The organism is Micromonospora sp. NPDC049275 (assembly GCF_043197115.1).
In the GTDB taxonomy this organism is placed as follows: domain Bacteria; phylum Actinomycetota; class Actinomycetes; order Mycobacteriales; family Micromonosporaceae; genus Micromonospora.
In genome coordinates this window covers 74,961-92,170 of the sequence record NZ_JBICSN010000012.1, presented here as the reverse complement: position 1 = coordinate 92,170, position 17,210 = coordinate 74,961, and the positions used below count along the sequence as shown (strand labels likewise).

The window sequence follows — 17,210 nt, the reverse complement described above, 5'->3', positions numbered from 1 at the left end:
GCCGGCCCTCCCCCGTCGGGGAAGGGCCGGCGCGTCCGCGGCGGACGATCAGTTGTTCGGGTCGTCGGCGCTGATGTCGGCGAGCACCGACTGCGGTTCGCGCTCGACCGCTAGGTCACCCATCGAGACCAGACCGACCAGGCGCCCGTCGTCGATCACGGGCAGTCGGCGTACGGCGTAGGTACGCATCAGGTCCGCGGCGGACACCGCGTCGTCGTACTGACTCACGGTGATCACGTCGCGGCTGGTGATCTCGTTCAACCGGGTCGAGCCCGGGTCCATGTTCTCCGCGACACCACGGACCGTGATGTCCCGGTCCGTGACGATACCGACGACACTGTCGCCATCGGTCACCACCACGTCGCCGATCGCGCTGTCGCGCATCTCCTGAGCGGCGGCGATAAGCGTGTCGTTGCCGTCCATCGTCACCAACCGGGTCGTCATGAACTCTCCGACCGTTGTCATGGTGCTCCCCTCTCGGTGTCGGCACGGCCCGTCTACCCGCCGCCCGGGAGGGGGTAACGCCGATGGCCGGACCGCTGTGCGGCGAGCCGGCTATCCGCGCCGGTGGCGCAGGCGGTGCAGCTCGTACAGACCACTGCTGGTCAGGCTGAAGAAAATCGGCAGCAACAGGAAGATCGTCAGCGCGAACAGTGGGTCGGTGAAGAATCCGATGAGAGCCGCCAGCCCGTACCCCAGGATCCCGACCGCGGCCCGTGCCCGTTCCGCGGGGAAGAACCCCCGCGACACCGCCGGATCGACCAGGTCGTGCCGGCGGGTCAGATAGTGGTACAGGACCAACCAACTCGCCGAGAGCAGCATGCCGGCCAGACCGTAGAGGACAACGCCGGTGCGCTCGTCGGCCCGGTCGCCCTGCCGCACGGCCTGCGAGACGATCGAGGTCGCGAACGGCAACAGCGCCGTCGTGAACAGCACCCCGAGGTTGCACCACTGCAGACCCTTCCCGCTGCCCGCCACCCGGTGGAAAGCAGCCCGGTGGTTCAGCCAGGTGATCGCCACGAGCAGGTACGACGTGACGTAGGCCAGGTAGGCCGGCCACTGCTCGACGAGCGCGTGCAACAGCTGACCCCGGGCGACCCGGGGCGGCTGGAGGTCGAGCACCAGGAGCGTGATGATGATGGCGAACACCCCGTCGCTGAACGCGAGCAGGCGGGACGTCTCCGACCGCAGGGCCGGGCCGCCGGTGCCGTCGCGAATCCGCCCGACGTCGTCGCTGCCCTGCTCGGTGCTCATTCCGCCCCTCCCCCGAGGTGCCGATCCTCCCCGGCGCTCCGCCTGGGCGACGCCGGCACGGCAGCGCGGTATACCCGCCGACGGCCTCGCCACCCCGTTGCCGCGGGGCGGCGCGTGTCGGCGGCACCACCTAGCGTGGGTGGGGTGCTGACGGGCGAACGGGAGCTGCGGGAGCTAGTCGCCGCTAACGCCTGGCTGACCCGGGCGCTGAGCGTGGTCCGCGATTCGGGGCTGCCGGACGCCTGGATCGGGGCGGGCGCTCTCCGCGACCTCGTCTGGGGCGAGCGGTACGGCGACGGGTTCGACCCGGCGACGGTCCGCGACGTGGACGTGGTCTTCTTCGACCCGATGAGGCTGTCCCGCGACGACGACCACCGGGCCACCGCCCGACTCGCCGCGGCCTGGGCAGCGCCGCCGTGGGAGGCACGCAACCAGGCGGCGGTGCACACCTGGTACGCGTCGAAGTTCGGCGGCGACCCGATCCCGGCGTACCGCAGCGTCGCCGAGGCGGTGGCCACCTGGCCGGAGTACGCCACTGCGGTGGCCGTGCGGCTGCGCCCGACCGGTGGGCTGGAGGTCTGCGCGCCGTACGGCCTGGGGGATCTGCTGGGCGGGGTGTGGCGGCACAACCCGGCCCGGGTGGACGTCGCACTGTCCCGGCAGCGACTGGCTCGCCACCGGCCCGCGCAACGCTGGCCCGGCGTGACAGTGATCGAGCCGGGCTGACGACGCAGGCCGGCCCGCTCAGGCGCGGGGCGGCATGCCGTAGATCCGCTCGACGTGCAGGCGCAGCACCAGCCGCCGGTCGGCGACCATGGCGGTGCGGTAGTCGGCCCAGTCCGGGTGCTCGCCGCGCAGCGACCGGTAGAGCCCCACCAACTCCTCGACCGTGGCGTCGTCGACGTCGGCAGCCGGGGCGGTCAGCTCGGCCCGCCCCTCGACCACCGCGTACGCCCAGCCGTCCTCGCTGCCGACGTGGAAGCTGGCCCGCGGGTCCCGACGCAGGTTGGCGGTCTTGGCCCGGCCGTCGGTGACGGACACCCGGATCAGGCCGGCCGCGCGGTCGTGCGCGTAGACCACTGTGGACAATTGCGGTCGCCCGTCGCGCTTGAGGGTGGCCAGCACGCCCATCGAGCGGCCGGCGATCAGGTCGGTCAACGCCTGCTGGGTGGGGTCCTCCGGCACGGTTTCCTCCAGGTGGCACGGTCGGCTGCATCCATCCAAACATGACCGGCGGGCTCCCGCCCCCGATGGACCGCCACCACCACGGACTGCGGGCCCCCGCCACGATCGGCCGGGAGCCCGCAATGATCGCAACGGTCAGCGCCGCTGGATGGCCGTGGTCAGCGCCGCTCGGCGGCCACCAACTCGGCGAGCTGGACGGCGTTGAGCGCCGCGCCCTTGCGCAGGTTGTCGTTGGAGCAGAACAGCGCCAGCCCGTACTCGACGGTCTCGTCGGCGCGGATGCGGCCCACGTAGGTCGGGTCCTGCCCGGCGGCCTGCAGCGGTGTCGGTACGGCGGTCAGCGCGACCCCGGGCGCGTCGGCGAGCAGCTCGTGGGCTCGCTGCGGGGTGAGCGGGCGGGCGAAGCGGGCGTTGATCTGGAGCGAGTGGCCGGTGAACACCGGAACCCGGACGCAGGTGCCGGAGACCAACAGATCGGGGATCTCCAGGATCTTGCGGCTCTCGTTGCGGAGCTTCTGCTCCTCGTCGGTCTCGAACGAGCCGTCGTCGACGATCGAGCCGGCCAGCGGCAGCACGTTGAAGGCGATCGGCTCGGCGAACGAGCGCGGCGCGGGGAACTCCACGGCCGACCCGTCGAAGGCCAACCCGGCGGCGTGCTCGGCGACCTTGCGGACCTGCTCGTCCAGCTCGGCAACACCGGCCAGCCCGGCGCCGGAGACGGCCTGGTACGTCGAGACGACCAGGCTCACCAGACCAGCCTCGGCGTGCAGCGGGCGCAGCACCGGCATCGCGGCCATCGTGGTGCAGTTGGGGTTGGCGATGATGCCCTTCGGGCGGTTCGCGGCGGCGTGCGGGTTGACCTCGGCGACCACAAGCGGCACCAGCGGGTCCATCCGGAACGCCGACGAGTTGTCGATCACCACGGCGCCGGCCTCGGCAACCCGGGGCGCCAACTCCAGGGCGCTGCCCTTACCGGCCGAGAAGAGCACGATGTCCAGCCCGGAGTAGTCCGCGGTGGCCGCGTCCTCGACCGTCACCTCGCCGTCGCGCCACGGCAGCGTACGCCCGGCGGACCGCGCCGAGGCGAACAACCGCACCTGCTCCGCCGGGAACTTCCGCTCCGCCAGCACCTGCCGCATCACGCCACCGACCTGGCCGGTGGCCCCCACAATGCCGATCCTCATGCCCGCGAGGCTACCGACCCCGCCCCCACAACCGGCACCCCTTCCCAACCCCCGGGTCCCACCTCACACCGGACCCCCCACCCCGTTGATCATGAAGTTATCGTCGCGACACGCCGCGCCGGGTGACAATAACTTCATGATCAACGGGGTCTCGGGTGGTCCGGGGTGGGTTAGGGGTGGGTTAGGGGTGGGTTAGCAGGGGGCCTAGGTTTGCCGATTCCAGGTCGTTGCGGATTGCTGCCGCGTCGCCCTCGATGACCAGGGTCAATGCGTCCGGGTGCAGGTGGGTGGCCGCCGCCTTCGAGACCTGGTCGACGTCGGCGTTGAGCAGTTCCTCGCGCAGTTGGGCGTGGTAGTCGTCCGGCAGGTCGTGCACCACGAGCGTGGTCAGCGCGGACGCGATCGCCCGAGGGCTCTGCAACTCGACCGAGAGCTGACCGGCCCGCCAGGAACGGGCCACCGCAAGCTCGTCCTCGGTCACGCCGCCCGTCTGCGTACGGGTGATCTCGCCCACCGCCTCGACCAGGGCCGGCGCGGTGACGGCGGTCTGGACGCCCGAGCTGACCGCGAACCGCCCGAACCGGCGGGACGAGGCGAACTCGCCCCGGATGCCGTAGGTGTAGCCGTGCACCTCGCGGATCAGGTGGTTGAGCCGGGACGTGAACGCCCCGCCGAGCACCGTTCCGGCGAGGGTCATCGGCACGTGGTCGGGGTGCGCCCGGTGCGGCGACGGGTGGCCCAGCCGCAGCGTGGACTGCACCGAGCCGGGCCGGTCCACCAGGATGATCCGGCGCTCGGCGCGCAGCGGCACCTCGATCGGGCCGCCCCGCTCGGCCGGACCGCCTCCGGTGCCGGCGAACGCCGCCCCGGCCAACGCGTCCAGGTCGATCCGGTCCAGGTCGCCGGCGACGATCAGGGTTCCCGGCCGCAGGAACCACTCGGAGTGGAAGACCGTGATGTCCTCCACGTCCAGGGCGGCAACCGAGTCCGGGTCGCCGTACATCGGTCGTCCCCACCTGTTGTCGGCGCCGAACAGGTCGGCACGCAGCGCGGCGTCGGCGCGCGGGCCGGGGTTGGCCCAGTCCATCCGCAGCGCGGTGGCCTCGTCGTCGCGGACGCGCCGGACGTCGGCCGGGTCCAGCCGGGGCGTCCGGACGGCCTCGGCGAGCAGCTGCACCGCAGCGGTCAGCCGGTCCACCGGGACCTGCACGCTGACCTGGAACGAGTCCCAGTCCAGCCCGGTCACCAGCTCGGTGCCGAGCGCCTCGATGGCCAGCGCGTACGCCGTGGCGTCCCGCTGCGCGGTGCCCTCCTCCAGGGCCTTGGCCAACACCCCGCCCAGCCCTTCCTTGCCGGTCAGCTCCCGGCCGGCACCGGCGTCGAGCAGCAGCAACGCGACCGCGAGGTTCTGACCGGGCAGGTGCGCGGCGACCACCCGGCCACCGCCGGCCGCGCGGCGGACCACCGGCGGGAACCGGTACGGGCGAGCGGCACCCGGGCCGGGACGGTCGGCGATCAGCGTCATGCGGTCTCCTCGGGCAGGTAGGTCAGGGTCACCCGGTCGGCGGCGCCGAGCACCTCGGCGGCCGTCTCGGCGATCTGCTCGGCGGTCACCGCGAGCCAGGCGGGCAGCCGGTCGGCGGCGCGGGCGGGGTCGCCGAACTGGGTGGCGTACCGCCCGAGCGTGTCCGCGCGGCCGTCCACCGTCGACATCTGCCGCCACCACGCCGTGCTCAGCAGCGCCTTCGCGCGGTCCAGCTCGGCGGCGGTGACCGGCACGGTGGCCAGCTCGTCGACGACCTCGGCCAGCCCCTCGGCCAACCGCTCGGCGCTCACGCCGGGGCGGGCGGTGGCGGTGGCGATCAGCGGCGCCGGGGCGTGCGCCAGGTCCACCCCGTACGCCCCGACCAGGTCGGGTTGGGCGATCCGCTCACCGTCGGCGAGCCGCTGGTAGAGCCGACTGCCCCGGCCGCTGCCGAGCACTGTGGCGAGCACGGTGAGCACGTCGTACCCCGGGCTGCCGAACGGGTGGCCGCGGTGCGCGACGTAGACCCGCGGCGCCGGCACGTCGGCGGTCACCGTCTCCACGGCGGGCCGGCCGGTCGCCGCGACGGTGCGCCCGTCCGGGGCGGCGGGGATGTCGTCGCGGGCGGGCAGCGCGCCGAAGTACTTGTCGGCCAGCGCGAACACGTCAGTGGCCCGGGCGTCGCCGACGACTGTGAGCACGGCGTTGTTCGGCACGTAGTACGTCTCGTGGAACGCCTGGAAGGTGGCCAGGTCGGCGGCGTTCAGGTCGGCCATCGAGCCGATGGTCGAGTGGTGGTACGGGTGCCCCGGCGGGTAGAGCAGCGGCAGCAGCCGCAACCAGGCGTCGCCGTACGGGACGTTCTCGTAGCGCTGCCGGCGCTCGTTCTTGACCACGTCGCGCTGGTTGTCAAGCGTCTCCTGGGTCAGCGCCGGGACCAGCCCGCCCATCCGGTCGGCCTCCAGCCAGAGCGCCAACTCCAGGTGCTCGGCCGGGACCGTCTCGAAGTAGTTCGTCCGGTCCGGGTTGGTGGTGGCGTTGAGCGAGCCGCCCGAGCCCTGGATCAGCTTCATGTGCTCGGTCTTCGCCACGTTCACCGAACCCTCGAACATCAGGTGTTCGAAGAGGTGGGCGAAACCGGTCTGCCCGGCCGGCTCGTGCCGGGATCCGACGTCGTACCAGAGATTGACGGCCACCGCGGGGGCGGTGCGGTCCTCGCTCACCACCACACGCAGGCCGTTGTCCAGTCGGGACGTCTCGATGGGCCAGGGGTAACCACTGTCGGGCATGGCACGACGCTATCCGATCTCGCGGGCGGAAAGGTGACGTGCGGCCGGTCGGCGAGCCGGCCTCGCCGGCGGGGCATCGAGTCCGCCCGTCGGGGTACCGCGCAGGGATGACCCCACCGACCCCCACCCCGCCCGCGCGCCGACCGGCCGCCCGCGCCGTCGAACGCGCCTCCGTCGCGCTCGGCCGGCTGCGCCGCGGCCGGCTGCTGCATCCGGCCGGTCGCTCGTTCACCGGCGAGGTGACGATGTGGGGTACGCCCGGACCGCCCACCGGGGTCGCCCTCCTGGACGCCCCCGGCCGGTACGCGGCAACCGTCCGGCTCTCCAGGGGGACGCCCACACCTGATGGCTGGCCGGACGTGCTGGGCCTGGCGGTGCGCGTGCACCTCGACGCCGGCCGCCCGTTCGACCTGCTGGTCAGCTCCAGCGGCGCCGCGCCGGTGCTGCGGAACCTGCCGCTGCCCCGACGCGGCTTCACCGGGACGTACAGCACGATCATGGGTTATCGCGCGGCCCGGCGCCGTCTGTGGTTGGCCGCGTTGGCGGACCCGGAAGCGGTCGACCTCGGCCGCGGTCTGGCCGCCGTCGCGGCCGCGGCCCGGACGGACGCGCCGCGCCTGGTGCTCGCGGTCGCGTCCGCCGTGGGGCCGTGGCACCCGGTCGGGCAGGTGACCGTCGGCGCTCAGCTCACCGCCCGGGAGGACGCCGCGCTCGCGTTCGACCCGGTGCGCAACCTGCCACCCGACCTGCGGGCGGCCGGCCCGCTCGCCTGGCTGCGCGAGCAGACCTACCGGGGGTCACGCCGGGCCCGCGGCGCGACGACTCAGTCCGGGGGTTCGACGGCGACCACCGTCTGATCCGAGGTACGCCGCTCCAGCACCGTGTCCGGGGCGGCGTTCTGGTCCTCCTCGCGGATGTCCGACTCGGCGAGGATGGCCTCCGCCTGTGCCTGCGGGTCGTCGCTGCCCGCCGCCACCTCCTCGGGAAGGAGGTGGTGCGCGCGGGACTCCGCCCGCTCCTGATCGCTCTGCTCGTCACTCATGGCACAGCTGTTACCCCCGGCCCGCCCTCGGCACGCGATGTTCACCCCGCATCTTGGGACGACGGGGCGGGCATCCCCACCCGGTCGGGTACGCTGGCCCCCGTGACGCGGACGTATCCATGGTTTAGGCAGCCGGCTCGCAGGCCGGTGACTTCACCATGAACTGACGTCACCACAAACCGAGCCGGCTGGGCAGGAGCTGTCGTTCCTGCCCTTTTGCGTACGAGCAGCCGGCTCGTCCCGGGCACCGGCCCCGGGCACGGTCGGCGGAAGGATGCCCACCGTGACGACCCCGGAGACCGATCGGGTCAGCGATCAGCGGATCGACCGTGTCGTGCCGCTGACCACACCCGCCCTCCTGCACCACGAGTTACCCCTGGACGCACCGCTCGCCGCGGCCGTGTTGACCGGCCGGCGCGCGGTGGGCCGCGTGCTGGACCGCGAGGACGACCGCCTGCTGGTGGTGGTCGGTCCGTGCTCCGTGCACGACCCGGCCGCCGCCCTCGACTACGCCGAGCGTCTGCGCGCCGCCGCCGACCGGCTCGCCGACGACCTGCTGATCGTCATGCGGGTCTACTTCGAGAAGCCCCGGTCCACCGTGGGGTGGAAGGGCCTGATCAACGACCCCGGGCTGGACGGCAGCGGCGACGTCAACACCGGCCTGCGCCGGGCCCGGGCGCTGCTGCTCGACGTCCTGCGCCTCGGCCTGCCGGTGGGTTGCGAATTCCTCGACCCGATCACCCCGCAGTACATCGCGGACACGGTCGCGTGGGGCGCGATCGGCGCCCGCACCGTGGAGAGCCAGGTGCACAGGCAGCTCGCCTCCGGCCTGTCCATGCCGATCGGCATGAAGAACCGCCCCGACGGCAGCATCGGCACCGCCGTGGACGCCATCCGCGCCGCCGGCGTGCCGCACGTCTTCCCGGGCATCGACTTCTCCGGCACCCCGGCGATCATGCACACCCGCGGCAACACCGACGGGCACCTGGTGCTGCGCGGCGGTGGCGGTCGGCCCAACTACGACGCGGAGTCGGTGGCCGGCGCGCTCGACCTGCTCCGGGCGGCCGGGCTGCCGGAGCGCCTGGTGATCGACGCCAGCCACGCCAACAGCGGCAAGGACCACCGAAACCAGCCGCTGGTCGCCGCGGACGTGGCGGCGCAGATGGCCGCCGGCCAGCGCGGCATCACAGGCGTGATGCTGGAGTCGTTCCTGCTGCCCGGCCGGCAGGACCTCGACCCGACCCGCGAGCTGGTGTACGGACGTTCGGTCACCGACGCCTGCCTCGGCTGGGACGACACCGCCGAGGTGCTCGACCACCTGGCCACCGCCGTACGGGCCCGCCGGGCCACCCTTCCCACACCGGCGTGACGGTGTGACGGCCGGCACTGCGGTGCGCGGAACACGGAACGGCGGGGCCTGGTTAACTGAGGTGTCGGTGTGCTCAGTGTCCCCGGGCCTCACCTAAATAGCCCTCGCGGAATACCGTTCGGCTGGAGCCGCGTCGCGCCACTCGCCGAGAGGCGACCTACACACCGACACCAGCGCCGCCCCCGGCCCACAAGGCTCGGGGGCGGCGCTGTCTGTACGGGGCCACCGGCGCGACGTTTGACCGATTCCGGCCCGGGTAGCTGATCGGCGTGACCGACGACGCATCCGTGGCCGACGAGCCGGACACCGAAGCCCTCGACGACCTGCTCGACGACATCTTCCGAGGTCAGGAGCGGGTCACCCAGGCGGAGATCTATCGCCGGGCGGTGGCCGCCGAACTTCCCCCGGGGCTGCTCGCGCGCATCGACGCGCTGCCCGAGGGCGAGTACGCGGTGGACGAGGCCAGCGACCAGCTGGGCGGCACCGTCGCGTGAGCCGGACCAGCGGAACCAGCGACCCCGAAGGGACATCTACCATGACGCACCACGAGGACCGTGACGAGAAGGTCCCGGCGCTGGGTCAGCCGCCGAAGGGCAGGGACACCACGCCCGAGCCGGACTTCGCCAATGAGCACGACCGCACGGCTGTGGACCGGGACATCATCACCGGCGAGGACGAGGACGAACGGGAGCCGGAGTCGCCGCACGGCTGGTCCGGTATGCAGCGTTGACGCGTACGACGGCGGGGGTCGGCGAATTTCGCCGGCCCCCGCCTCGCTGCGCTCGTCGTGTCGTTCAGTCGTCGTCGTGCCCGCCCTCAGCGGCCTGCTGCGCGGTGGCGTACGCCATCTGGAGGAAGTCGGACGCGGCCACCGCCGTCAGCGCGGTGGCCACCAGGCGGGTGAGGCGGGGGGCGAGAACGAGGCCCCCGGTCAGCCCCGTGGCCACCCACACCGCCAGGCAGAACGGGCAGCTCAGCAGCTCGCCGATGGCGTGCCGAGTGGGGCTGCCCGAGTCACGGACCTGCTCCATCACCTCACCGCTGCCGATCGGCCTGTCGTAGCGGGTGAACGGTGCCCGCAGCGGGCTGGTGACCGCGTCCTTGGACAGCAGCCGGCTCAGCTTGTGCGTGGCGATGGAGAGCAACACGACGTCGGCGGGGGCGGGACGCTCGGGCACCGGGCGGCCGGTCACCTTGACCAGGCCGGCGAGCACCCCGGTCACCCCTGCGTAGGTGCCCATCGCCGCCAGGTAGCCGCCGAGCGGCCGGTGCTCGTGCGGCGCGTACGCCCGCCGCAGCCGTGCCGCCTTCTGTCGCAGGCCGGTGTCGGTCACCGTTCTCCTCACATGTCGTCGTGGCGCGTAGGTGGCCTGCGGTGGGTCTCAGCCGGCCTGGAGGTTGTCGGCGACCTCGCGGGCGAGGTTGGTGAGCGCCTCGTCGGCCAACTGGTCCGGGTCGGCGCCGGAGCCGTCGGACAGGTCGAGCTGGATCCGGGCCCCACCGGAGTCGGCCGGATCCACGCGGATCTCGGCGGCCCAGTCGGCGTCGCCCCAGCGGGCCCGCAGCTCCTCGCCGCTGATCTCGGCGGGAGGGCTCCCGTCCCCGCGCAGCGGCGCCGGGAGCCAGGCCGAGGCCCGAGCCGGATCGGTGGCCGTGTTGAAGACCACCTCGGGTGGCGCGGACATGCCGCGCACCGCTCGCGCCGGCATCAGGCGTCCCGCAGGCGGCTCGGGTCGACCTCCCGGCCCGGGTGCCGGGCGAGGTACTCGGTCTCCAGTTCCGCCGTGCGCCGCAGGTGGTTGGCGAGCGCGGAGTCCGCCGCGTGCCGGAGGGTGTCCAGCCGGGTGCGGTGCAGGCTGTGCATCTCGCGGATCAGATCGTCGTCGGTCAGCTCCGTCGGGTCGACGCCCAGCGTGTCGCCGTCGAGGTCGGCGCCCCCGGGGTCGGCGAGGTGGTCGCCGCCCCACTCGGGCACCCGCTGCTCCGGGCTCATCTCCGTGCTGCCGCTGGACGGAAAGCCGTCCTCGCGTACCGATCCGGTCATCATCGCCCCCCTGGTCTCGTTTGGGCTGGCGTCTAGACGGATGCCCACACCTGATGACGCCAAACCCTCCCGCCGCGTGGCAGCTACGACACCGTGTCGGAGAGCGCCGCCGTTCCCGGTACCCTCGAGGCCATGAGGTGGCTCTGGACCCCGGCGTGGATCGCACGTCATGTGGCCATGGTCGTGCTGGTCGTGGGCTTCCTCGGGCTGGGCTGGTGGCAGATCAGCCGGGCCGCGGCCGGCAACAGCCTCAGCTGGGGGTACGCGGTCGAGTGGCCGATCTTCGCCGGCTTCGTGGTGTACGTCTGGTGGCGTGAGGTGCGGCTGGCCCGCCGCAACGCGGAGGCGGCCGCCGAGCCACCGGCGGACCTGGCCGACGCACCGGCCGGCGAGCCGGCGCCGGCCGCGACCATCGGCGCCCGACCGGCGGTACGCCGACCGGTGCGGGTGGCCCGGGTGCCGGTCGCCGCGGCACCCGGTGACGACGCCGACCTGGCCGCCTACAACGACTACCTGTCATGGTTGAACGCCAATCCGGGCGCCAAGCCCGGTGACTATCCCGGCTGAAGCCCGGGGCTCGGAAGGACGGACGACTGTGGGCGCAGCCCTTACCCGGTACCGCGTGATCGCCTGGATCGTAGGCGTGGTGCTGATCCTGCTGGTCGTTGTCGGCATGCCGCTGAAGTACGCGTTCGACAACCCGGTCGTGGTGGAGACGGTCGGTCCGGCGCACGGCTTCCTCTACATGATCTACCTGGTGGCCGCGTTCGACCTGAGCCGCCGGGCCGACTGGCCGCTGAAGCGGATGCTCCTGGTGATGCTGGCCGGCACCGTGCCGTTCGTCTCGTTCTACGCCGAGCGTCGCGTCACCGCCTGGCTGGACCGGCCCGTGACCCGTACGCCGGAGCCGGTCGCCAGCTGACCGGCCCGGCGGTGGGTCAGCGGCTGGGCCGCCACGGGTCGGCCGAGGCGAGCGGGTCGACCCAGCCGCCGTACCGGTTGACCTCCCGGGCGCGCAGCAGCGCCCGAGTGACCTGACCGAACTGCCGCTCGTCGTCGGCGCTGAACAGGAGCACCTCCGCGCCCCGGTGCCAGCCCCACAGCTCGTACGGCGGTGGACGCCAGCGGTCGCCGACCAGGGCGAGCGCCGCCGGCAGCAGGAGCACCGCCCCGAGGATGAGGTACGCCTCGGCGGTCAACCGTTGCAGGCCACCGCTGAAGCCGAGGAGCAGGCCGACCACGCCGATCATGGATGCGGTGACCACGACGGCCCGGACGGCGATCCGGTCGTGCGGGCCTCGGGTGGTGCGCAGGTGGGTCAGGTCGACGATGCGATAACTGGTGCGGCCGACGGTGAACCGGTCGACGGTGACGATGATGCCGGGTCGCGCGTACAGCAGCGTGGACCTGGCTCCGGGCACCGTTCGTTGCGGTCGCGTCTGTGCGCCTTCACGATTCACGGTTCCTCCCGTGGGGGCGATCTGCCGGGGTGGGTCCGTGGGGGGCATCGCTGCCTCGGGGACGGGATTCCCGGCTGCGGCTCCATTGTTCTGGGGGACCGCCACTCCACCTGGGCATTTACCGATACGCCCCCGGCCCCATCCGGGGGACATGGCCGCGAAACAGCATCCATTTCGGTTTTTATCGGATATTGCCGGTGGCCATCCGGCGGCATGCGCCCGGAACGACGAAAGTCGGATATCGGGCACCGGATGCGAAAAGGTGCTCCCGCAGGAGTCAACAGCCCCGCTGGAGTCACCGGGAGCAGCGGCACTTCTCGCCACTTCGTCAACATTCGCCCCTGCTTCAACTGCGCCACACAACCGTCCCGGGTTAGGTTGGGCAGGCCGGTCCGGCCCAGTGCCACCCACCCGGGTGACCCCGGCCGGTGTCGCCGAGGGCGTCAGCAGCCCCGTCGGCGGCCGTGGGAGAGGGGCCCTTCGCTCTTGTCATCCCTGAGAACCCTGCTGCGCACCGCGATGCTGGCCGGCCTGTCGGCCGCGCTGATCGCCCCGACGGCTGTGGCACACGCCGAGCCGTCCCCCGCCGACCTGACCCGGCGGATCGAGACGTCCTCCGCCGAGTTGGAACGGATCGTGGAGTCGTACAACAAGCTCGCCGAGGACATCAAGGTCAACAAGACCGCGGCGGCCCGATTACAGGCCCGCATCGGCCCCCTGGAACAGCAGGCCGAGCAGAGCCGGGCCGACGTCGCGGCACTCGCCAACACCGCGTACAAGAGCGGTGGCCTGCGTACCGCGGACGCGCTGCTGCGGCCCGGCGGCTCGGTCGCTCTGCTCGACCGGCTCGGCACCCTCGACCAGCTGACCCGCCAACGCCAGGAGCGCATCTCCGGCTTCACGGACAACCAGCGGCGGCTGCTCGACGAGAAGACACGCCTGGACGCCACGCTGGCCCGGCAGGCCGCGCAGGCCCGCGAGCTGGCGGCCGGCAAGAAGCGCATCGAGAGTGACCTGGCCAAGCTGTACGAGCTGCGCCGGCAGGCGTACGGCACCGCCACCGAGAAACCCGCGCCCAAGGCGGCGGGGGTCGAGGCCAAGAACGTGCCCGCGGTGGCCGGGGACGCCGGCACGGCGGTGCGCTACGCCTTCGGCGCGATCGGCAAGCCGTACGTCTGGGCCGGTGACGGGCCCAACGGCTACGACTGTTCCGGGCTGACGCTCGCGGCCTGGCGCGCGGCCGGCAGATCACTGCCGCACAGCGCACGGATGCAGTGGGGCGCGGTCGCCCACATCGGCCGGGGTGACCTGCGCCCGGGTGACCTGATCTTCTACAGCGGGCTCGGGCACGTCGCTCTCTACGTCGGCGGCGGCCAGGTCATCGACGCGCCGAGCGCCGGTCGCAACGTGCTCAAGCGTGGCATGAACATGATGTCCATCCACGGCTACGGCCGGGTCAGCTGACCCGACCAGATACGGCGAACGGCCGGCGTCCCCCTATCGGACGCCGGCCGTTCGCCGTCATTACTACCAGGTCAGGCTGCTTGCAGCCCCTCCGCCCGGGCCAGCTCCCGGAGCCGGCCGAGGGCCTGGATCTCCAGCTGCCGGATCCGCTCGCGGGACAGCGAGAAGCGGGACGCGACCTCGGTCAGCGAGTGCTCACGGCCGTCCTCCAGCCCGTAGCGGGCCCGCATGATGCCGGCGGACCTGTCGTCGAGGTGGTTGAGCAGCCCCTCGATGCGCTGCCGCTCCAGGCCGCTGAGGACGATGTCCTCCGGCGACGGCGCGTCGCTGTCGGCGACCAGGTCGCCGAGGTTGGTGTCGCCGTCGTCGCCCACCGGGGTGTCCAGCGAGACGGTGTCCTGCGACCAGCGGCGCAACTCGTTGACCCGCTCGACGGTGACGCCGAGCGACGCGGCGATCTGCTCCGGCTCCGGGTCGCTGCCCAGCTCACGGGTGAGCTGCCGGATCACGTTGCGCATCCGGTTGACGTCCTCCACCAGGTGCACCGGCAGACGGACGGTGCGCTCCTGCTGGGCGATCGCCCGGCTGATGGCCTGGCGGATCCACCAGGTGGCGTAGGTGGAGAACTTGTAGCCACGCTCGTAGTCGAACTTCTCCACGGCCCGGACGAGGCCGGTGTTGCCCTCCTGGATCAGGTCCAGCATGGGCATGCCCGAGCGCACGTAACGACGCGCGATCGACACGACCAGTCGCAGGTTGGCGCGGATGAAGAGGTCCTTCGCGCGCTCACCCTCGACGATCAGCCGCTCCAGGTCGGCCCGGTCGACACCGTCGGGAACGGCGTCCTCGCCGAGCAGGTGCTCGGCGTAGAGGCCGGCCTCGATCGCCTTGGAGAGGTCAACCTCCTTGGCGGCGTCCAGCAGTGGCGTCCGGGAGATCTCGTGCAGGTAGACGCCGACCAGGTCGCGCTCCTCGGCAACCTCGTCGGTCCGCATGCCGATGTTCTTGTCCACGTTGCCCACGGTCCCCTCGCTCGCGCCGGTTGCCCGGTTCCTTGCCATTCCCCACGTCCGGTCAGCCCCTGGTAACTTCTGCTGTGCCCACCGTCGCTGACACCTACACAACAGATGAGACGTGTCGGGGATTCCATGTCGTGAGTCGAAAGTGTCACGAATGCCTGAGTAGTAGCTGAGAGCACGGTCCATGTTTGCTGTCAGCACCCGCCGGGTGGCGCGCCGCTGGGCACCTCGAACGGGTTGGCGGGTCGACGAATCGCCGATCGCCCGCACCATGGCAACACCGCCCGCCGCGCTCACGCAGCGACCCGGGTCACCACCGCGCTGCGATCCTGGTCACTGTCAGATACGCAGCGGTGGACCGGTCGGTTCATCCACGGGGGTGTGATTACCCCCCGCCCCGGTGAACAATCCGGAGCCCCGTTCGCTTCCCGAGCGGGGCCAGCTAGGAGGCGAGCAGGGCGAGAGCCCCGCGAACCTGGTCGGCGGAGCGCGCCAGGGCTGCTCGGGCGGCGGCCACCTCGGCTCCGGAGACCAGCGAGACCAACGCCGTCTTCAGGTCGCCGTCGGCCTCGCCGAGGGCCCGCCGGGAGACCTCCTCAGAGCAGCCGGTCGCCTCGATGAGGATCGAGATCATTCGTCCCCGGAGCTTCGCGTTGGTGGCCACCATATCGATCATGAGGTTCGAGTAGACCCGACCCAGCCGCACCATGACTGCTGTCGAGAACGTGTTCAGGACCAGTTTCTGCGCGGTGCCCGCCTTCATCCGGGTCGACCCGGTGACCACCTCGGGTCCGGTGTCCACCCCGATGAACACGTCGACCGACCGGGCGGCCTCCGCCTCCGGATTGGCGCACAGCAGCACCGTCGAGGCGCCTGCGGCGCGGGACGCGGCGAGCGCCCCGAGGACGTACGGGGTGCGTCCACTGGCCGCCAGACCGACCACCAGATCACCGGCGCGCACACATCCGCCGGCCTCGGCCGCCCCGTTCCGGTCGTCGTCCTCGGCGTCCTCCACGGCCCGCCACATGGCGTCCGGGCCGCCGGCCAGGTGGGCGCAGAACCAGTGCCGCGGCGAGTTGAAGGTGGGTGCCAACTCGGCCGCGTCGAGCACGCCCAGCCGGCCGGAGGTGCCGGCCCCGAAGTAGTGCACCCGGTGGCCACCGCGCAGCGCCGCGACCGCCAGGTCGACGGTGGTGGCGATCTCGTCGAGCACCGCAGCGACCGCCGCGGGCACCCGCCGATCGGCCTCATTGATCACGGTGAGCACGTCCCGCGTCGACATCAGATCGAGGTCGACGCTGAGGGGGTTACGTCGTTCGGTGGGCGCGCCCACCCGGACCGTCGGGCGGGCGAGCGGTGCTGACATGTCCTCGTCCGGCTCCACGGAGCCGGGCGTCATGCCCGCCTCCGACTGGCACCCACCCGGTGCGACTGGACCGCCTCGGCGGTCGCCTCGAGGGCCTTGCGGGCCCGGGACCGGTTGCGGGCGGCCACCCCGACGAAGAGGCAGTCGACGACCGTGAGCTGAGCGAGCCGGCTGGCCGTCGCTCCGGAGCGGTAGGTGGTCTCGCGGGCAGCGGTCGTCAGCACGAAGTCGGCGACCTCCGTGACCGGCGAGCGCGGAAAGTTGGTGAGCGCCACGGTGGCTGCGCCCCGCGTCCGCGCCTGCTCCAGCACCTCGATGACGTCGGAGGTGGTGCCGGTGTGGGAGATGCCGATCGCGACGTCACCGCGGCCGAGCAGGGCGGCCGAGGTCAACGCGGTGTGCACGTCGGGGAAGTAGAAGGCGATCCGGCCGATGCGGTGCAGCTTCTGCTGGAAGTCGGAGGCGACGAACCCGCTGGCGCCGGCGCCGTAGATGTCGATCCGGCCGGCGCCAGCGATCGCCTCGACCACCTGCTCGCAGATGGCCGGGTCGAGCTGCTCGGCGGTCTCCTCGACGGCTCGGGCGTCGTTGAAGGCGATGGTGGCGATGATCTGGGCGAGGTCGGCGCCGGGCGGAATGTCACCACCGACGACGCGGGCGTCCGGCGGCTCGATGCGCCGGGCGGCCTCGGCGGCCAGCCGGATGCGCAGCTGTGGATAGCCGTCCATGCCTACCGATCGGCAGAACCGGATGACTGTCGCCTCCGACGTCTCCGCTGCGGTGGCGAGGTCGGTGATGGTCCGCCGGGCGGCGGCGGCCGGGTCGGACACGACAAGCCGGGCGACCCGCTGCTCGGCGGGCGACAGCGATGGCAACAGCCCGCTGATGTGGACGATCAGCCCACCAGGCTCGTGACTCGCAGAAATCTTCGGACTCTTCGCCACGGGTGAAACTTACTTTCACGAGGCGTGAGCGTCAACCATGACCATATGTGGTGGGAATAGTGTCG

Annotated in this window: 22 protein-coding genes; 8 read left to right on the top strand and 14 right to left on the bottom strand. The window is 72.2% G+C overall.

Features of this window, described 5'->3' with window-relative positions:
- Window positions 1-48: 48 nt before the first annotated feature.
- Together ACGFIE_RS26875 and ACGFIE_RS26870 are read right to left on the bottom strand one after the other, a co-directional pair.
- Window positions 49-465: a CBS domain-containing protein gene (locus ACGFIE_RS26875; RefSeq protein ID WP_234582109.1), complete on the bottom strand. Its 417-nt coding sequence runs from the start codon at window positions 463-465 to the stop codon at window positions 49-51.
- Window positions 466-555: 90 nt separating this feature from the next.
- Window positions 556-1,254 carry a TMEM175 family protein gene (locus ACGFIE_RS26870; RefSeq protein ID WP_363679702.1) on the bottom strand — a complete coding sequence of 233 codons (699 nt, stop codon included), beginning with the start codon at window positions 1,252-1,254 and terminating at the stop codon, window positions 556-558.
- 144 nt (window positions 1,255-1,398) lie between these two features.
- Here ACGFIE_RS26870 and ACGFIE_RS26865 point away from each other — a divergent pair, with 144 nt between their 5' ends.
- Window positions 1,399-1,980, top strand: a complete 582-nt coding sequence (locus tag ACGFIE_RS26865) for a nucleotidyltransferase family protein (RefSeq protein ID WP_393299583.1) — start codon at window positions 1,399-1,401, stop codon at window positions 1,978-1,980.
- An 18-nt stretch (window positions 1,981-1,998) separates the two neighbouring features.
- On the opposite strand, the gene ACGFIE_RS26860 is transcribed toward ACGFIE_RS26865, so the two are convergent.
- The 4 genes from ACGFIE_RS26860 to ACGFIE_RS26845 all read right to left on the bottom strand — a co-directional run bounded on the left by ACGFIE_RS26860 (window position 1,999) and on the right by ACGFIE_RS26845 (window position 6,437).
- Window positions 1,999-2,439 carry a PPOX class F420-dependent oxidoreductase gene (locus tag ACGFIE_RS26860; RefSeq protein WP_393299580.1) on the bottom strand — a complete coding sequence of 147 codons (441 nt, stop codon included), beginning with the start codon at window positions 2,437-2,439 and terminating at the stop codon, window positions 1,999-2,001.
- Window positions 2,440-2,597: 158 nt separating this feature from the next.
- A complete protein-coding gene (locus ACGFIE_RS26855; RefSeq protein WP_393299577.1) occupies window positions 2,598-3,623 on the bottom strand; it encodes an aspartate-semialdehyde dehydrogenase in 1,026 nt (341 codons plus the stop codon).
- Between the two features lie 181 nt (window positions 3,624-3,804).
- Window positions 3,805-5,148, bottom strand: coding sequence for a M16 family metallopeptidase (locus ACGFIE_RS26850; protein ID WP_393299574.1), 1,344 nt, complete (start codon window positions 5,146-5,148; stop codon window positions 3,805-3,807).
- Window positions 5,145-6,437 carry a M16 family metallopeptidase gene (locus ACGFIE_RS26845; protein ID WP_393299571.1) on the bottom strand — a complete coding sequence of 431 codons (1,293 nt, stop codon included), beginning with the start codon at window positions 6,435-6,437 and terminating at the stop codon, window positions 5,145-5,147. The genes ACGFIE_RS26850 and ACGFIE_RS26845 overlap by 4 nt, the downstream gene beginning before the upstream one ends.
- Before the next feature lie 107 nt (window positions 6,438-6,544).
- On the opposite strand from ACGFIE_RS26845, the gene ACGFIE_RS26840 reads away from it, so the two are divergent.
- On the top strand, window positions 6,545-7,294 hold the full coding sequence (locus tag ACGFIE_RS26840) for a phosphodiesterase (RefSeq protein WP_393299568.1): 750 nt from the start codon (window positions 6,545-6,547) through the stop codon (window positions 7,292-7,294).
- Here the strand turns inward: ACGFIE_RS26840 and ACGFIE_RS26835 are convergent.
- On the bottom strand, window positions 7,261-7,479 hold the full coding sequence (locus ACGFIE_RS26835; protein ID WP_393299566.1) for a hypothetical protein: 219 nt from the start codon (window positions 7,477-7,479) through the stop codon (window positions 7,261-7,263). The genes ACGFIE_RS26840 and ACGFIE_RS26835 overlap by 34 nt on opposite strands.
- Window positions 7,480-7,753: 274 nt before the next feature.
- On the opposite strand from ACGFIE_RS26835, the gene ACGFIE_RS26830 reads away from it, so the two are divergent.
- From ACGFIE_RS26830 to ACGFIE_RS26820, 3 genes are all read left to right on the top strand, one after another.
- A complete protein-coding gene (locus ACGFIE_RS26830; protein WP_393299564.1) occupies window positions 7,754-8,848 on the top strand; it encodes a 3-deoxy-7-phosphoheptulonate synthase in 1,095 nt (364 codons plus the stop codon).
- A gap of 260 nt (window positions 8,849-9,108) precedes the next feature.
- A complete protein-coding gene (locus ACGFIE_RS26825) occupies window positions 9,109-9,342 on the top strand; it encodes a hypothetical protein (protein WP_393299797.1) in 234 nt (77 codons plus the stop codon).
- Window positions 9,343-9,383: 41 nt separating this feature from the next.
- Window positions 9,384-9,578, top strand: a complete 195-nt coding sequence (locus tag ACGFIE_RS26820; RefSeq protein WP_363679722.1) for a hypothetical protein — start codon at window positions 9,384-9,386, stop codon at window positions 9,576-9,578.
- A 64-nt stretch (window positions 9,579-9,642) separates the two neighbouring features.
- Here ACGFIE_RS26820 and ACGFIE_RS26815 read toward each other — a convergent pair whose 3' ends face one another.
- The 3 genes from ACGFIE_RS26815 to ACGFIE_RS26805 are packed head-to-tail and all read right to left on the bottom strand — an operon-like array spanning window position 9,643 to window position 10,895.
- Window positions 9,643-10,182, bottom strand: a complete 540-nt coding sequence (locus tag ACGFIE_RS26815; RefSeq protein WP_393299561.1) for a DUF1360 domain-containing protein — start codon at window positions 10,180-10,182, stop codon at window positions 9,643-9,645.
- A gap of 48 nt (window positions 10,183-10,230) precedes the next feature.
- Window positions 10,231-10,557: a hypothetical protein gene (locus ACGFIE_RS26810; protein WP_363679726.1), complete on the bottom strand. Its 327-nt coding sequence runs from the start codon at window positions 10,555-10,557 to the stop codon at window positions 10,231-10,233.
- Complete coding sequence (locus tag ACGFIE_RS26805; protein ID WP_393299558.1) at window positions 10,557-10,895, bottom strand: DUF6158 family protein; 339 nt, start codon at window positions 10,893-10,895, stop codon at window positions 10,557-10,559. Before ACGFIE_RS26805 ends, ACGFIE_RS26810 begins: the two co-directional genes overlap by 1 nt.
- Window positions 10,896-11,024: 129 nt before the next feature.
- Here ACGFIE_RS26805 and ACGFIE_RS26800 point away from each other — a divergent pair, with 129 nt between their 5' ends.
- Window positions 11,025-11,459, top strand: coding sequence for a hypothetical protein (locus tag ACGFIE_RS26800; RefSeq protein ID WP_393299556.1), 435 nt, complete (start codon window positions 11,025-11,027; stop codon window positions 11,457-11,459).
- 28 nt (window positions 11,460-11,487) lie between these two features.
- Window positions 11,488-11,814 carry a DUF3817 domain-containing protein gene (locus ACGFIE_RS26795; RefSeq protein ID WP_007464337.1) on the top strand — a complete coding sequence of 109 codons (327 nt, stop codon included), beginning with the start codon at window positions 11,488-11,490 and terminating at the stop codon, window positions 11,812-11,814.
- Window positions 11,815-11,830: 16 nt separating this feature from the next.
- Here ACGFIE_RS26795 and ACGFIE_RS26790 read toward each other — a convergent pair whose 3' ends face one another.
- A complete protein-coding gene (locus ACGFIE_RS26790; RefSeq protein ID WP_393299554.1) occupies window positions 11,831-12,313 on the bottom strand; it encodes a DUF6232 family protein in 483 nt (160 codons plus the stop codon).
- Window positions 12,314-12,838: 525 nt separating this feature from the next.
- On the opposite strand from ACGFIE_RS26790, the gene ACGFIE_RS26785 reads away from it, so the two are divergent.
- The gene (locus ACGFIE_RS26785) at window positions 12,839-13,816 is read left to right on the top strand and encodes an NlpC/P60 family protein (protein ID WP_393299551.1); all 978 of its coding nucleotides are present in this window, start codon (window positions 12,839-12,841) and stop codon (window positions 13,814-13,816) included.
- Window positions 13,817-13,887: 71 nt separating this feature from the next.
- Here ACGFIE_RS26785 and ACGFIE_RS26780 read toward each other — a convergent pair whose 3' ends face one another.
- The 3 genes from ACGFIE_RS26780 to ACGFIE_RS26770 form a co-directional block, all read right to left on the bottom strand.
- Window positions 13,888-14,877 (bottom strand): sigma-70 family RNA polymerase sigma factor, encoded by a 990-nt coding sequence (locus tag ACGFIE_RS26780; protein WP_363679734.1) that lies wholly within the window; start codon window positions 14,875-14,877, stop codon window positions 13,888-13,890.
- Between the two features lie 400 nt (window positions 14,878-15,277).
- Window positions 15,278-16,234: an N-acetylmuramic acid 6-phosphate etherase gene (locus tag ACGFIE_RS26775; protein WP_363679736.1), complete on the bottom strand. Its 957-nt coding sequence runs from the start codon at window positions 16,232-16,234 to the stop codon at window positions 15,278-15,280.
- The gene (locus ACGFIE_RS26770; protein ID WP_363679738.1) at window positions 16,231-17,145 is read right to left on the bottom strand and encodes a MurR/RpiR family transcriptional regulator; all 915 of its coding nucleotides are present in this window, start codon (window positions 17,143-17,145) and stop codon (window positions 16,231-16,233) included. The genes ACGFIE_RS26775 and ACGFIE_RS26770 overlap by 4 nt, the downstream gene beginning before the upstream one ends.
- Window positions 17,146-17,210 lie beyond the last annotated feature (65 nt).